Below are 13,311 nucleotides of genomic sequence, written 5' to 3' on the forward strand. Positions count from 1 at the left end.
CGCGCGGCGAAAGGAGTCGCCGCACGCGGCCTCAACGGAATGAACGAGATGGATATTTCAAACGCTTTCGAGTTTCTGCATGCCGAGGGCAGCACCACGCCGATCAAGGGCTGGGTGCGCGGCGTGCCGCTGGAGGAGCAGGCTCACCAGCAGTTGCGCAACATCGCCGCGATCCCGTTCGTGGGACCGTGGGTGGCAGTGATGCCGGACGTGCACCTGGGCAAGGGTGCGACCGTCGGTTCGGTGATCCCGACCCGCGGCGCAATCATCCCGGCCGCGGTCGGCGTGGACATCGGCTGCGGCATGGCCGCGGTACGCACCACGCTGCGCGCCAATGATCTGCCCGACGACCTGCGCCAGTTGCGCAACAGCATCGAGCGCAGCGTGCCGGTCGGCAACGGCCGTGGCGGCGAGCACCGGCACCTGCCGGACAGCATCGCCACGCGGATCGCGCAATCGGGGCTGGTGTCGCGTCTGGAGACGATCAAGGACAAGCACCGCCGGATCCGCACCGACAAGCTGGACTGCCAGATCGGCACGCTCGGCGGCGGCAACCACTTCATCGAGATCTGCCTGGACGAGAGCGATGCGGTGTGGGTGATGCTGCACAGCGGTTCGCGCGGCACCGGCAACCTGATCGGCACCTATTTCATCGAGCGTGCGCGTGAGGAACTGGCGCGGCGCGTGCTCGGCTTCCACCTGCCGGACAAGGACCTGGCGTTCTTCATGGAAGGCGAGCCGTTGTTCGATGATTACGTCGAAGCGGTGTCGTGGGCGCAGGATTACGCTCGTGAGAACCGCGAGGCGATGATGGCGCGGGTGCTGGCCGAGATGCGTCACCGCCTGCCGAAGTTCCAACTGGCCAAGTTCGCGGTGAACTGCCACCACAACTACGTGCAGAAGGAGACCCACGGCGGCGAGGATCTGTTCGTCACCCGCAAGGGCGCGGTCAGCGCCCGGGCCGGCGAGTTGGGCATCATCCCCGGCAGCATGGGCACGCGCAGTTTCATCGTGCGTGGGCTCGGCAATGCCGAGAGCTTCCACAGCTGCAGCCACGGCGCCGGCCGGGTGATGAGCCGCTCGGCCGCGCGCCAGCAGATCACCCTCGCCGAACACCGCGAGGCCACCGCGCACGTGGAATGCCGCAGGGACGCGGCGGTGATCGACGAGTCGCCAGCGGCGTACAAGTCGATCGACGCGGTGATGGCGGCCCAGCACGACCTCGTCCAGGTCGTGCACACGCTGCGTCAGGTGCTGTGCGTGAAGGGCTGAACCGCTACAGGTTCGTTGCACCGGCCACGGCCGGGGAGCCGCCTTCGGGCGGCTTTTTTTATGGTTTGTATGGACCCGGGGCACGCCGCGAATCGCGCATTCAGGCAGGCCCCACTTCGCCCCCACTTGGAATCCGCCGGCTCGCAGTGCTAGGGTTTCCGGACAGGGGCTAGACGCCGTAACAGGAGTCCAGCCATGCAGGCCGCTTCCGCTTTCTCATGTCCCGTCATCGATGTGCAGGCCGAGCTTGCCTACTGGCAGGGCATGCATGCCGACGGGCATCTGGGTCCGTACGAGTTTGCCGACTACGCCAAGCTGCTCAAGCTGGGCTACGACGTGTACCTGGCCTACCCGCGCGCCACCGAAGCGCAGCTCTACCGCATGCTGCGCGAGAGCTACAACCGGCGACGGCCGTTGCTGTCAGTACCGTGGGACGAGGCGCGCTGGCGGGTACGGCATGCCTGGCACCACATGGAGCAATCGGTGCGCACGCACTAAGCCGGGCGCTGGTGAAACCGCCTGCGGCAAAGCACTGAGAATCCGCAACCGGCTGCGCTCAATGCCAGCCGTCGAGTGCGACCTGGCGCTCGATGCAGTGCTTGCCGGCAAGCGCCTGCATGCCCTGCAAGGTCGTGCTGATCAGGCTGGCATAGCGCATCCGCCACAGCCGCACGCGGTCTTCCTCATCGCGGGCCTCGCCCAGGCCATCCAGCACCTGCGGCAGGCGTCGGTCCGCCAGCGCGGTGCGCTTCATGTATGGCTGCTCGGGCTCGAACACATCCACCGGCGCATGCCACCCATCGGCGACGCGCTCGGCGATCCCGGTCAGGCAGGAGAGCTGGTGCATGCCGATCAGCGTCTCGTGCAGCATCTCGCGACAGGCCCATTGCCATAGCGCCACCTTGCGGGCGAGTTCGCCGGGTGCGATCTCGTTCAATGCGAGATCCACCTTCTCGATGCGGGCGTCGAGCATGTCCGGGCCTCCAATGCTGCTATGCAGCATGATTCTCGCGATGCGCCGTTAGCGCGGCGTGATGTCGCTGCCCCACCGCCCCACCTCCGGCGTTTGACCCGATCGGACGGCCGGCATCCTGACTTCCCACACATGCCCGCACGCAGGCGCCGCCTCATGCTGGCACCCACGCCGCGCCACAAGGATCGTCATGTCCCCCATCCCACGCCTGTTGCTGCCACTGCTGCTGATCGCGCCGCTGGCCGCGCATGCAGGCGAAAGCCGCCCGAAGGTGTCCTCGCAGCAATGCGGCTTCAGCACCTCCTACGACGTGCTCGCCGACACCGGGGGAATCTGGCTGCATCGCAAGGAAGGCCAGCCGCGCGAAGTGTTCTTCCACGATGGCCGTCTGAGCGTGGACCAGCAGGTGCGCCCGGTCAGCGACGCCGACGCACAACGGCTGCGGCAGATGGAAGCTGACACGCGCACGCTGATGCCCGCGGTCACCGACATCGCACGCGAGACCGTCAGCATCGTGTTCGACGCCTTCACCGGCGTGATCGAGGGCATGACCGGCAGCAAGCGCAAGGCGCGTGCGCTGGATGGCTATCGCGATACGGCACTGGCGCAGGTGGACGCTTCGCTCGGCAAGGGTCGCTGGGACCAGGAGCTGTTCGATGAGCGCTTCGAGGCCAACATCGAGCAGGCCGCCGAGACCATGGCCGGCACCGTCACCCGCAGCGCCCTGTTCGCGGTGTTCACCGGCGGCACCGGGCGGCTGGAACGACGCGCCGATGCGATGGAAAAGGATCTCGACCAACGGATGGAGGCACGCAGCCGCGTGGTCGAGGCCAAGGCACAGTCGTTATGCGACCAGGTGCGTTCACTGCATGCCCTGCAGCAGTCGTTGGAGTACCGCCTCGACGGCCAGCCGCTGCAGTTGCTGGAACTCGACAGCAAGCACGAAACCGACACCCGCAGCGTGGCCCTCAACAGCGCCAACTGAGCCCGTTCAGCGCAGCAGCCACTCGCGCATCGCCTCACTGACCGCCTGTGGCTGTTCCAGCGGCGCGAGATGACCGCAATCGGGCAGCTCGACCAGACGCGCATCCGGCATCAGCGCGGCGATCTCGCGCGACAGTGGCGGTGGCGTGATCGCATCGTTGCGGCCGCACAGCACCAGCGCCGGGCCCGGGAACGCCGCCAGCGTCTCGCGAGCATCCGTGCGCACCAGCCGGTTCTGACGCAGGAACACCTCCGCACCGAGCCGACGCGTCATCGCCTGCACCCGCTGCAACAACGCGCTGTCGTCCTGGTGGGAGACGTCGACATAGCTGCGCATCAAGCGTTCCCCGAAACCGACGAAGGTGCCGGGTGCAGCGGCGACAGCACGCTCCTGCTCACGCCGCTGCGCCGCCCGCTGTGGCGAATCCGCACGCGCCGAGGTATCCAGCAGCGCGAGCCGACTCACCCGTTCAGGCGCCACGCGCAGAACCTCCTGCGCGACATAGCCACCAAGCGAGAACCCGGCCAGCGCGAACGAACCCGATGCAGGCATCCGTGCCAATACCTGCTCCGCCAGTCCCCACAACGAATCGCTGCCGGTGATGTCACCCACCACGCAGTCGGCGATATCGGACAGAGCTTCGACCTGCGCCTGCCAGAGCTCGGCGTCGTTGAGCAGACCGGGCAGCAACAGCAGTGGAATACGCGCGCCGGTCACGACGCGAAACCGGCCACGGCCGGCAGGGAGAAGGTAGTCATCGCAACATTGTGCGACGACCGCCGGTCTACCGTCATGCAGAAGGGCAGAACCACCCGTTCCATTGGAGTCGCGGGGACTCGCATCGTCATTTGCGGCCGGACCGAAGCTTTCCCGAGGAAAATCCCAATGCGACGACCACGCTGTTGATTTTGTCGTTGTCGTTGTCGTTGTCGTTGCTGTTGCTGTTGCTGTTGCTGTTGCTGTTGCTCGTGATTTTGCCCTTTGCCTTTGACTTCCCGGGGCCCCCATCCGCAGCGACGGAGCCAGTGGGAAAAACCCGAAGGGCGACGTGCATGGATGCACGTCGTTTTCTGCCGCGGCATGGATGCCGCGTCAGAAAATCCCGCTGGCGGAGTGAACCCGTAGCGCAGCGGAGGGCGCGAGGACTGGGGCGTGTTTCTTTGGGTTACGTTTCTTTGCACGAGCAAAGAAAGGTAACTCGCTCCGAAGGAGCGAAAGCCTTTGCTGTTGTCGTTGCTGTTGCCGTTGCTGTCACCGCAACGTCAAACCCAACAAGCAACGTCCATGGATCCCCGCTTCCGCGGGGATGACGGTAAGAGAGATGGCTAGGAAGTCGCTGGGTCCCCGCTTCCGCGGGGATGACGGTAGAGAGATGGCTAGGAAGTCACTGGATCCCCGCCTGCGCGGGGATGACGGTAGAGAGATGGCGCGGAAGGCACTGGGTCCCCGCCTGAACGAGGACGACAGTAGTGAGATGGCGTAGAAGTCACTGGGTCCCGCCTGCACGGGGACGGCGGTGGAGAGATCGCATGGAAGACACCGCCCCCACCAGCACAAAGATCACGACAGACACATCCCCAAAAGCAGCAAAACCCCAGAGCGCGCCCCAAGCACAAACTCCCCTACGAAACAGACGCCCCCAACCTACCCAACAAATCCCGGATAGCCGCCAGCGACAACCCCTCATCACGCGCACTCCGCACAAATTTCAACCGCTTCACATCATCACTGCAGTAGCGACGATGCCCCGTAGGCGTGCGCCGCGATGGCGGCAACAAACCGAGCTGCTCGTAATGACGGATGCTCTGGGCATGGCATCCGCTGGCCTTGGACAATTCACCGATCTTCATGGTCTACACGCGCCTTTCATGATGGAAATGAATGCCGGCAGAGATCGCAATCCTCCCTAAACCCCTGCCGGAAGCGAAGGCGACGCCGGTCCCCGACGACGCCCCTGCATGCACGACTCAATCGGGAACCCCCGCCACCCGTGTACCGCGCGCCACCACGCTGGACACATGTCCCTGTGTCTCCAGCGACAACGGAGCGGCCCCGTTCTGCGCGGCCGGCAACGCAACCATGACGTTCCCGGTGGCAACCGAGGCCGGAGCCTCCAACTGCGCCAGCATCGCCGCCGCGTCGCTGTCGCCCTGCTGCGCCGCCTTGCGGTACCAGGCGAGCGCCTGTGCCTCGTCGCGAGGCACGCCTTCGCCCTGCAGGTACAACGTGCCCAGCGCGACCTGCGACGGTGCGAAGCCCTGTTCGGCCGCACGTCGATGCCAGCGCGCGGCCTCGACCGGATTGCGTTCGAGGCCCTCGCCACGCTGATAGAGCACGCCCAGCGCAGCCTGGGCCATCGCGTAATCCTGGTTGGCCGCGCGCCACAACCATTGCGCGGCGGCGTAGGCATCGACGGGAACGCCATCGCCACTGCTGTAGACCATCCCGAGATTGAACTGGGCGCATGCATCGCCCTGCTCCGCGGCCTGCCGGTACAGCGCTTGCGCGTGACCAAGATCGCGCGGCACACCGCGGCCGTCGGCGTACATCTGGCCCAGGCTGACCTGCGCGATCGCGTTGCCCTGCTCGGCGGCCTTGCGGTAGAACCGCGCGGCCTTCTTCGGATCGGCGGGCACGCCAAGCCCGTCGTCGTACAGCTGGCCGAGCCCCAACTGGGCCCAGGCGAAATCCTGATCCGCGGCCAGTTGGTACCAATGCGCGGCTTCCGCAGCGTTGCGGGCAGTACCCACGCCATTGGCATAGGCCCAGCCGAGCGCGGTCTGGGCAATCGGGTCGCCCTTGGCCGCGGCATCGCCATAGCGCGCCAGGGGCTCGGCTTCTTTCTGCTGTTGGCGGATCGCCTGCTGGATCAGCTCGCCATAGTTGGACATCAGCTTGGCGGCCACTGCCTGTTGCGCACCGCCCAGCAGCGCGACCGCCAACGCGGTGCGTACGATCCTGCTTGGAAGATTCATGACAATCACTCCTGATGGATACATCGTGGGAATGAGTGACTGGCGGTCGTCTCTCCACCACCGCGCGTGCACTCGGCTTGCCGTTCGGGACGGCGTCCGTGAACGAATGTCCCGCCGCGCAATGCCGGAAGGACGTCATCGGGGCGCGGGGATCGCGCCTGCGCGGCCAGCGCATGGATACGGCCTGGGTCTCCTCGGTCGTGGGTGCGACACGCGACACGGCGCGCCATGACCTTCAACGAGGTGCATCGCCCGAGCCGCGTCATCGCGTTGACGCAGTTCGGTTTTTGCAAGCGTCATGCCACGGCGTGGCAGGCGACGCGAAGGCGGCAGGCAACAGGATTCCGAGCGCTTTTCAGCAATTCCGGCGCTCGTTTGTGCAGGTTTCGGCGATTAACTGCACGTTGCGATAAACATGTCTTTTATCGACACAAATAGTCGCTGGCCGACACCGTGAAAATGACGACTCGGCATGCACGAGCACTGGATTCCGTCGCGATCATGATCGGCCAGCGCTTCGGACTCGTTCGTGCACCCACACGCAAACGAAAACGCCGCCGGACCAGCCGACGGCGCATACGCATTCATCATTCGCAACAGCGACGGCGCGATGCCGCCCCGTGCGCGATCAGGCCACGACGGTCAGGGTGACGTCGATGTTGCCGCGGGTGGCGTTGGAGTACGGGCACACCTGGTGCGCCTTTTCCACCAGCGATTCCAGCGCGGCGCGCTCCAGGCCCGGCACCGCGATGCGCAATTCCACGGCGATGCCGAAGCCGCCCGGAATCTGGCCGATGCCGACGTGACCTTCGATGCTCGGCTCGGCCGGTAGCTTGAGCTTTTCCTGGCCGGCGACGAACTTCATCGCGCCGATGAAGCAGGCCGAGTAGCCGGCCGCGAACAGCTGCTCCGGATTGGTACCTTCGCCGCCGGCGCCGCCCAGCTCCCGCGGGGTGGTCAGCTTGACGTCCAGCACCTTGTCCGAAGACTCGGCGCGGCCTTCACGACCACCGGTGGCGGTGGCGACGGCGGTGTAGAGGATGGTGGTCGGTGATGCCATGGTCGTTCTCCTGGGTGAAAGGCTTGCGCCTGTTTGGGTTCAATCGAGCTATTTGATAGCGCACTATTTTTTGATTCGAAAAATGCCCGGATCAGCGTTTGCCGAGGCTGCCGCGCAACCGCGCCAGCTCCTCGCGCAGTTGCACCAGTTCGTCCAGCTCGCAGGCGGTGGCGCACATCACCTGCTCCGGCACCGCCTGGGCCTTGGCCCGCAGTGTCCGGCCGGCATCTGTCAGCGTGATGATGACCTGGCGTTCGTCGCTGACCGCACGTGCGCGGCTCAGCAATCCCGAGGCTTCCAGCCGCTTGAGCAGCGGCGTCAGCGTCGCCGAGTCGAGAAACAGCCGCTCGCCGATCTCCGAGACCATCAACCCGTCGCGCTCCCACAGCACCAGCATCACCAGGTACTGCGGATAGGTCAGCTCCAGCCCCTTCAACAACCCGCGATACAGCTTGTTCATCGCCAGGTTGGCCGAATACAGGGCGAAGCAGAGCTGGTTGTCCAGCTTGAGCATCTCCTCGGGCTTCGGTTGGGGCGCGCGCGGTTCCATGGCCTGCAATTTACATAGCCTAAAATTAAATAGCAAGCGATTTAATTGCTGGTGTAGGAGCGGCGTCAGCCGCGATGGGGCTTTCATGCAGATCCCCGCAAAACCCGTAGGGGATTCAATCGGGACAGCCTCATCGCGGCTGACGCCGCTCCTACAAAGAGTCTTCGCCCCGCTACGCCCGATGCGGCGTAGACAGGTACTCGTTGCTCTGCATCTCGATCAGGCGCGAGGCGGTGCGCTCGAACGCGCCGGCCAGGCGCTCGCCGGTGTACAGCAGCGGCGGCGCGTCCTGCGCGGTGCACACCAGATTGACCTGGCGGTCGTACAGCTCGTCGATCAGGTTGACGAAGCGCCGCGCCGCATCCTCGTTCATGCGATCGAAGTGCGGGATGCCACCCAACAACACGGTAGTGAACTCGCGCGCGATCTCGATGTAGTCGCTCGGCCCACGCGGCCCCTCGCACAGCGCCTTGAAATCGAACCAGACGATGCTCTTGCCACGCCCGCGCACCGGGATCTTGCGACCCTCGATCTCGATGTTGCCGGCGCGCGCTTCGGCATTGCGCGACAGCTCACCCCAGCGCTGCGCCAGCCACGCGTCGGAATCGGATTCCAGCGGCGCGCGATACACCGGCGAACGCGTCAGCGCACGCATGCGGTAGTCCTCGGTGCCCTCGGCGTACAGCTCCACGCAGTATTTCTGCAGCAGCGCGATCGCCGGCAGGAAGCTGTCGCGCTGCAGGCCGTTGAGGTACAGGTTCTCCGGCGCGGTATTGGAGGTGGTCACCAGGGTGACGCCTTCGGCGAACAAGCGGTCGAGCAGGCGCGCGAGCAGCATTGCATCGCCGATGTCGGTAACGAAGAACTCGTCCAGCACCAGCACACGCAGCTTGTCGCGCCATTCCTGCGCGATCTTCGCCAGCGGATCGCTCTGGCCCTGGTGCTCGCGCAGCCGCTCATGGATGCCGCGCATGAAGCGATGGAAGTGGGTGCGGTACTTCTGCTTGATCGGCAGCCCGTCGTAGAACAGGTCAACCAGGAAGGTCTTGCCGCGGCCGACGCCGCCCCAGAAATACAGCCCGCGCACCGGCTCGGGTTTCTTCCAGAACGCCGAGAGGCGATCCAGCCAGCCATCCTGCGCGCTGTCGACAATCGCCAGATGGATGCGGTCCAGTTCGGCCAGGGCAGCGAGCTGGGCGGGATCTTCGCGCCAGTCGCCGCGTGCCGCGCCGGCGGCGTAGCGCTGTGAGGGGGTCAGGTCTTGCATCGGGTATCGCCAACGGATGCGGCACGTGGGGCGCCGCGAAATACGGATGTCATCGCACTACCCGAGCTCGGGCAGCCAACGGCGCACGCCGTGCTGGATCGCACCGCGCAGGTCGATCAGCTTGCGATGGAAGAAATGGCTGGTGTCGGGCATGCGCACCAGCTCGGGCTGCGCGGGGAGCGTCTCCAGCCAGTCATAGACCGCCTGCGGATCGACGATCTCGTCGGCGTCGCCCTGCACCAGCAGCCACTGCGGCGGTGGCTGCACGCCATCGAAGTTCCAGCGCCCGGCAGGCGGCGCGATCGAGATCAGCACCTGCGGCTGCAGTTCACCGGCCATGCGCAGCGATACATAGGCGCCGAAGCTGAAGCCGGCCAGCCACAATACATCGCCCGGCCGCTGCGTACGCACCCAGCTGGCAACCACGCGCAGGTCGTCCTGCTCGCCATCGCCATGATCGAAGGCACCAGCCGATGCACCGACACTGCGGAAATTGAAGCGCACCACCGTGATGCCCAGCTCGCGCAGCGCGCGCGCGACCATGGTCACCACCTTGTTGTGCATCGTGCCGCCCTCGGTGGACAGCGGATGGCAGACGATGGCGGTGATCGGGTGATGCGGCACATCGGCCGCGGGCAGATCGACGGCGACCTCGAGCGGGCCGATCGGTCCGTCCAGCGTCAGCGCGCCGGACTCGGCGGGGAAAGGGGGATTGGACATACCACCATGATAAGACCCCCGCACATGGATGTGCGGTGCTCCTGCGAAGGACTCGCCTTTTCGATCCCCCGCACAAGGATGTGCGGTGCTCCTGCGAGGGACTCGCCTTTTCGATCCCCCGCACAAGGATGCGCGGCGCTCCTGCGAAGGACTCGCAATAATAGCCACCCGCCCCGCGGCTTCATCGCCGCCGGCCCCGTATCGGGTTCCCATGTCGTTCCTGCTCCTTGCCGTCATCTGCAGCGTGTTGGTCTCGGTGCTGCTCAAGCTGGTCACACGCTATCGTCTGGACGTCACCCAGATGGTGGCGACCAATTACGCAGTCGCCACCGCACTCTCGCTACTGGTGCTGCGCCCCTCGCTGGACGCGCTGCGTACGCCACAGACGCCGTGGCTCGCACTGCTTGCGCTGGCGGTCGCACTGCCGTCGATCTTCCTGGTGCTGGCCCGCTCGGTCGTCATCGCCGGCATCGTGCGCAGCGACGTCGCCCAGCGGCTATCGTTGTTGCTGTCGCTGGCGGCTGCGTTCGTGCTGTTCGGGGAACAGGCCAACAGCTGGAAGCTGGCCGGCCTGGCAGTAGGCATCGTCGCAGTGGCCGGTATCGCCAGCCGACCGCGCGGCAGCTCGATCGCGCGTGCACCAGCAGCGGGCTGGCCCTGGCTGCTGGGTGTCTGGGCCGGCTTCGCACTGATCGACGTGCTGCTCAAGTACATCGCGCAATCGGGCGCACCGTCGCTGTCCGCGCTCACCGCCTGCTTCGCGATCGCCTTCATGCTGATGACCAGCTGGCTGACCTGGCAACACCTGCGTGGTCGTATCCGCCTGGATTGGCGCAACCTAGGTGCTGGCGCGCTGCTGGGCGCCCTCAACTTCGGCAACATCCTGTGCTACGTGCGTGCGCACCAGACATTGCCGAACAGCCCGGCGGTGGTGTTCGCGACGATGAACATCGGCGTAGTCGTTCTTGGTGCACTGGTCGGCATCCTCGCCTTCCGCGAACGCACCAGTCTGCTCAACCGGATCGCACTGGGGTTGGCGATCGTGGCGATTGCGCTGATCGGCAAAGGTACGTTTGCGACGTAAAGGCGCGCAGAGAAGCGCAGCAGCCTTCATAGCCGGAGCACCGGCGATGCTGTTGACCTTGCAGTTGCAGTTGCAGTTGCAGTTGCAGTTGTTCGTGATTTTGCTTTGCCGCTTTTCCGGGGCCCCCATCCGCAGCGACGGAGCCAGCGGGAAAAACCCGAAGGGCGACGTGCATGGATGCACGTCGTTTTCTGCCGCGGCATGGATGCCGCGTCAGAAAATCCCGTTGGCGGAGTGGACCCGTAGCGCAGCGAAGGGCGCGAGGACTGGGGCGTGCTTTCTTTGGGTTACGTTTCTTTGCACGAGCAAAGAAAGGTAACTCGCTCCGAAGGAGCGAAAGCTTTTGCTTTTGCTGTTGCGGTTACTTCAAAGCTAAGAAGCAACGTCCCTGGATCCCCGCTTTCGCGGGGATGACGGTAGAGAGATTGCGCGGAAGACGCTGGGTCCCCGCCTACGCGGGGATGACGGTCGAAGGATTACTGGCAAAGCCCACGCAACGATCAGCCGGCACAACTCCCATCACCCACACCTCAACGCGACCACCGCGGAAACGGATCCGCCAACCCATGCCACCCCATCGGCCCCAACCTGAACTCCGCATCATCAAGCAAACAAGCATCAAGCTCCGAACGCGCAACATCCTCATCCAGATCCACCCCGATCACCGCCAACTCCTGCCGCCGATCCCCCCACAACGGATGCCACAACCGCTGGATCGCCGCGTACTCGCGCGGATCGTCCACCTCCTGCGGCGCCGGCAACGGCGCACTCCAGCACTCGACCTGCTGGCGCTGCCAGCCCGCCTCGGTATACGGCAGCGGCGCCAGACCTAACTGCGGCAACGTGCCTTCCACGCGCGCATCGACCCGATGCCGCGCCGCGTGCCAGAACCCCGCCGCCTGCGTGTAAGTCGCACGACCAACGCTCGACAGCTCGCCCACCCAATCCATCCGGCTCGCCAACCAGAAAAAGCCCTTGCTGCGGATCACCTGCGGCAACCCCTGCTCGAGCAAGCGGTTGAAACGCACCGGATGAAACGGCCGGCGTGCACGATAGACGAAACTGGTGATGCCGTATTCCTCGGTTTCCGGCATGTGCTCACCGCGCAGCTCCTTCATCCAGCCTGGCGCCAACTGCGCACGCGCAAAGTCGAACAATCCGGTGCCGAGCAACTGTCGTGGCGGCACGTCGCCATGACGTGATGCGACGATGCGCGCATCGCGATTGAGCGCGCGCAGCACCGCACGCACGCGCCGCAGCCGTTCGCCGTCGATCAGGTCGCACTTGCTGATCACGATCACGTCGGCGAACTCGACCTGCTCGCCGAGCAGATCCACCAATCGACGGCCATCGTCCGCGCCGGCCTGCTGGCCCAGCGCCTCCAGCGACACCGACGAGTCGAACAGCTCCAGGAACTGACTGGCATCGACCACGGTCGCCATCGTGTCCAGGCGTGCCACATCGGACAGGCTGAAACCCTCGGCATCGCGCACCGCGAAGGTCGCCGCCACCGGCATCGGCTCGGCGATGCCGGTCGACTCGATCAACAGATAGTCATAGCGGCGCTCCAGCGCCAGTCGCTTCACTTCCTGCAGCAGGTCGTCGCGCAGCGTGCAGCAGATGCAGCCGTTGCTGAACTCGACCAGCGTCTCCTCGGTACGGCTGAGTGCCGCGCCGCCGTCACGCACCAGTTGCGCATCGATGTTGACCTCGCTCATGTCATTGACGATCACCGCCACGCGCAGGCCTTGGCGGTTCTGCAGCAGGCGGTTGAGCAAGGTGGTCTTGCCGGCACCAAGGAAGCCGGACAGGACGGTGACGGGCAGACGCGGATCGGAGCTGAAGTCGGGCAGGGACATGGCGTGAAGGAATTGGCTGGACTGAAATGTTACTTTATAACAAATAAAGCCCGGAGCAAGCCCATGAAGAAAACCTCCCCCGCCTTGTTCGATGCCTCCGCGATGGCGCTGTCGGGCCTGTGCCTGGCGCATTGCCTGGTACTGCCGCTGCTGGCCTCGCTATTGCCGTTGTTCGGCGCGTGGAACGAGGAAGTGTGGACGCATCTGGCCTTCGCCGGAGCGGCGTTGCCGTTGTCGAGCTACACGCTGTGGCGTGCGCACCGGCACCGCCCGCTGCCCGTCGGGTTATGGGCGATGGCGATCGCCGGGTTGAGCGGGTTGCTGTTCGGTGCGCTGGGTTGGCCGACGCATGCGCTGGAAACACCGATCACCGTAACCGGCAGTCTGCTGATCGCCAGCGCGCATGTATGGAACTGGCGGCGGCATGCGGGATGAGCCGCGCTGAATCGTAAAAGCGCTTCCGGGCGATTCGCCGCCCTCGAACAGCGCTCTTGTGGGAGGGACTCCGGGTGGCCTCGGGCCATCAGTCCCGACGCTTTATCGGTAGCTCGTCGGGACTGATGGCC

Annotated in this window: 16 protein-coding genes; 6 read left to right on the forward strand and 10 right to left on the reverse strand. The window is 65.3% G+C overall.

The features are described 5' to 3' along the window. The first annotated feature begins 48 nt into the window (after window positions 1–48). Window positions 49–1,272 (forward strand): RtcB family protein, encoded by a 1,224-nt coding sequence (locus AC3WJE_RS11155; RefSeq protein ID WP_493730862.1) that lies wholly within the window; start codon window positions 49–51, stop codon window positions 1,270–1,272. 195 nt (window positions 1,273–1,467) lie between these two features. Continuing rightward, on the forward strand, window positions 1,468–1,770 hold the full coding sequence (locus AC3WJE_RS11160) for a hypothetical protein (protein ID WP_493730863.1): 303 nt from the start codon (window positions 1,468–1,470) through the stop codon (window positions 1,768–1,770). Between the two features lie 58 nt (window positions 1,771–1,828). Here AC3WJE_RS11160 and AC3WJE_RS11165 read toward each other — a convergent pair whose 3' ends face one another. Then, entirely contained in the window at window positions 1,829–2,245 is a 417-nt protein-coding gene (locus tag AC3WJE_RS11165) for a hypothetical protein (protein ID WP_493730864.1), read from the reverse strand. 190 nt (window positions 2,246–2,435) lie between these two features. On the opposite strand from AC3WJE_RS11165, the gene AC3WJE_RS11170 reads away from it, so the two are divergent. After that, the gene (locus AC3WJE_RS11170) at window positions 2,436–3,230 is read left to right on the forward strand and encodes a DUF2884 family protein (RefSeq protein WP_493730865.1); all 795 of its coding nucleotides are present in this window, start codon (window positions 2,436–2,438) and stop codon (window positions 3,228–3,230) included. A 6-nt stretch (window positions 3,231–3,236) separates the two neighbouring features. On the opposite strand, the gene AC3WJE_RS11175 is transcribed toward AC3WJE_RS11170, so the two are convergent. The 8 genes from AC3WJE_RS11175 to AC3WJE_RS11210 form a co-directional block, all read right to left on the reverse strand. Then, entirely contained in the window at window positions 3,237–3,947 is a 711-nt protein-coding gene (locus AC3WJE_RS11175; RefSeq protein WP_493730866.1) for an alpha/beta fold hydrolase, read from the reverse strand. 127 nt (window positions 3,948–4,074) lie between these two features. Continuing rightward, window positions 4,075–4,284, reverse strand: a complete 210-nt coding sequence (locus tag AC3WJE_RS11180; protein WP_493730867.1) for a hypothetical protein — start codon at window positions 4,282–4,284, stop codon at window positions 4,075–4,077. A gap of 568 nt (window positions 4,285–4,852) precedes the next feature. Continuing rightward, a complete protein-coding gene (locus tag AC3WJE_RS11185) occupies window positions 4,853–5,080 on the reverse strand; it encodes a MerR family transcriptional regulator (protein WP_493730868.1) in 228 nt (75 codons plus the stop codon). A 117-nt stretch (window positions 5,081–5,197) separates the two neighbouring features. Continuing rightward, window positions 5,198–6,205 (reverse strand): tetratricopeptide repeat protein, encoded by a 1,008-nt coding sequence (locus AC3WJE_RS11190; protein ID WP_493730869.1) that lies wholly within the window; start codon window positions 6,203–6,205, stop codon window positions 5,198–5,200. Between the two features lie 628 nt (window positions 6,206–6,833). Next, window positions 6,834–7,265, reverse strand: coding sequence for an organic hydroperoxide resistance protein (locus AC3WJE_RS11195; RefSeq protein ID WP_493730870.1), 432 nt, complete (start codon window positions 7,263–7,265; stop codon window positions 6,834–6,836). 91 nt (window positions 7,266–7,356) lie between these two features. After that, complete coding sequence (locus tag AC3WJE_RS11200) at window positions 7,357–7,779, reverse strand: MarR family winged helix-turn-helix transcriptional regulator (RefSeq protein WP_493730871.1); 423 nt, start codon at window positions 7,777–7,779, stop codon at window positions 7,357–7,359. A gap of 208 nt (window positions 7,780–7,987) precedes the next feature. Further along, complete coding sequence (gene zapE, locus AC3WJE_RS11205; protein WP_493730872.1) at window positions 7,988–9,082, reverse strand: cell division protein ZapE; 1,095 nt, start codon at window positions 9,080–9,082, stop codon at window positions 7,988–7,990. Between the two features lie 57 nt (window positions 9,083–9,139). After that, window positions 9,140–9,802, reverse strand: coding sequence for an alpha/beta hydrolase (locus tag AC3WJE_RS11210; RefSeq protein ID WP_493730873.1), 663 nt, complete (start codon window positions 9,800–9,802; stop codon window positions 9,140–9,142). Between the two features lie 211 nt (window positions 9,803–10,013). Here AC3WJE_RS11210 and AC3WJE_RS11215 point away from each other — a divergent pair, with 211 nt between their 5' ends. Further along, complete coding sequence (locus AC3WJE_RS11215; RefSeq protein ID WP_493730874.1) at window positions 10,014–10,886, forward strand: EamA family transporter; 873 nt, start codon at window positions 10,014–10,016, stop codon at window positions 10,884–10,886. Window positions 10,887–10,932: 46 nt separating this feature from the next. Further along, window positions 10,933–11,205: a hypothetical protein gene (locus tag AC3WJE_RS11220; protein ID WP_493730875.1), complete on the forward strand. Its 273-nt coding sequence runs from the start codon at window positions 10,933–10,935 to the stop codon at window positions 11,203–11,205. A gap of 211 nt (window positions 11,206–11,416) precedes the next feature. Here AC3WJE_RS11220 and AC3WJE_RS11225 read toward each other — a convergent pair whose 3' ends face one another. After that, window positions 11,417–12,745 carry a GTP-binding protein gene (locus AC3WJE_RS11225; protein WP_493730876.1) on the reverse strand — a complete coding sequence of 443 codons (1,329 nt, stop codon included), beginning with the start codon at window positions 12,743–12,745 and terminating at the stop codon, window positions 11,417–11,419. 63 nt (window positions 12,746–12,808) lie between these two features. On the opposite strand from AC3WJE_RS11225, the gene AC3WJE_RS11230 reads away from it, so the two are divergent. Continuing rightward, window positions 12,809–13,180 carry a MerC domain-containing protein gene (locus AC3WJE_RS11230; RefSeq protein WP_493730877.1) on the forward strand — a complete coding sequence of 124 codons (372 nt, stop codon included), beginning with the start codon at window positions 12,809–12,811 and terminating at the stop codon, window positions 13,178–13,180. The last annotated feature ends 131 nt before the right edge of the window (window positions 13,181–13,311 follow it).

This window comes from Pseudomonas sp. GW821-FHT07E12, from assembly GCF_058986605.1.

Excerpts from the sequence above, each read along its gene's own strand:
- AC3WJE_RS11155 (WP_493730862.1), top strand. The coding sequence starts at position 49 with ATGGATATTTCAAACGCTTTCGAGTTTCTGCATGCCGAGGGCAGCACC.
- AC3WJE_RS11220 (WP_493730875.1), top strand. The coding sequence starts at position 10,933 with ATGCTGTTGACCTTGCAGTTGCAGTTGCAGTTGCAGTTGCAGTTGTTC.
- AC3WJE_RS11225 (WP_493730876.1), bottom strand. The coding sequence starts at position 12,745 with ATGTCCCTGCCCGACTTCAGCTCCGATCCGCGTCTGCCCGTCACCGTC.
- AC3WJE_RS11215 (WP_493730874.1), top strand. The coding sequence starts at position 10,014 with ATGTCGTTCCTGCTCCTTGCCGTCATCTGCAGCGTGTTGGTCTCGGTG.
- AC3WJE_RS11230 (WP_493730877.1), top strand. The coding sequence starts at position 12,809 with ATGAAGAAAACCTCCCCCGCCTTGTTCGATGCCTCCGCGATGGCGCTG.
- AC3WJE_RS11200 (WP_493730871.1), bottom strand. The coding sequence starts at position 7,779 with ATGCTCAAGCTGGACAACCAGCTCTGCTTCGCCCTGTATTCGGCCAAC.
- AC3WJE_RS11195 (WP_493730870.1), bottom strand. The coding sequence starts at position 7,265 with ATGGCATCACCGACCACCATCCTCTACACCGCCGTCGCCACCGCCACC.
- AC3WJE_RS11190 (WP_493730869.1), bottom strand. The coding sequence starts at position 6,205 with ATGAATCTTCCAAGCAGGATCGTACGCACCGCGTTGGCGGTCGCGCTG.
- AC3WJE_RS11185 (WP_493730868.1), bottom strand. The coding sequence starts at position 5,080 with ATGAAGATCGGTGAATTGTCCAAGGCCAGCGGATGCCATGCCCAGAGC.
- AC3WJE_RS11160 (WP_493730863.1), top strand. The coding sequence starts at position 1,468 with ATGCAGGCCGCTTCCGCTTTCTCATGTCCCGTCATCGATGTGCAGGCC.
- AC3WJE_RS11180 (WP_493730867.1), bottom strand. The coding sequence starts at position 4,284 with ATGCACGTCGCCCTTCGGGTTTTTCCCACTGGCTCCGTCGCTGCGGAT.
- AC3WJE_RS11210 (WP_493730873.1), bottom strand. The coding sequence starts at position 9,802 with ATGTCCAATCCCCCTTTCCCCGCCGAGTCCGGCGCGCTGACGCTGGAC.
- AC3WJE_RS11165 (WP_493730864.1), bottom strand. The coding sequence starts at position 2,245 with ATGCTCGACGCCCGCATCGAGAAGGTGGATCTCGCATTGAACGAGATC.
- AC3WJE_RS11170 (WP_493730865.1), top strand. The coding sequence starts at position 2,436 with ATGTCCCCCATCCCACGCCTGTTGCTGCCACTGCTGCTGATCGCGCCG.
- zapE (WP_493730872.1), bottom strand. The coding sequence starts at position 9,082 with ATGCAAGACCTGACCCCCTCACAGCGCTACGCCGCCGGCGCGGCACGC.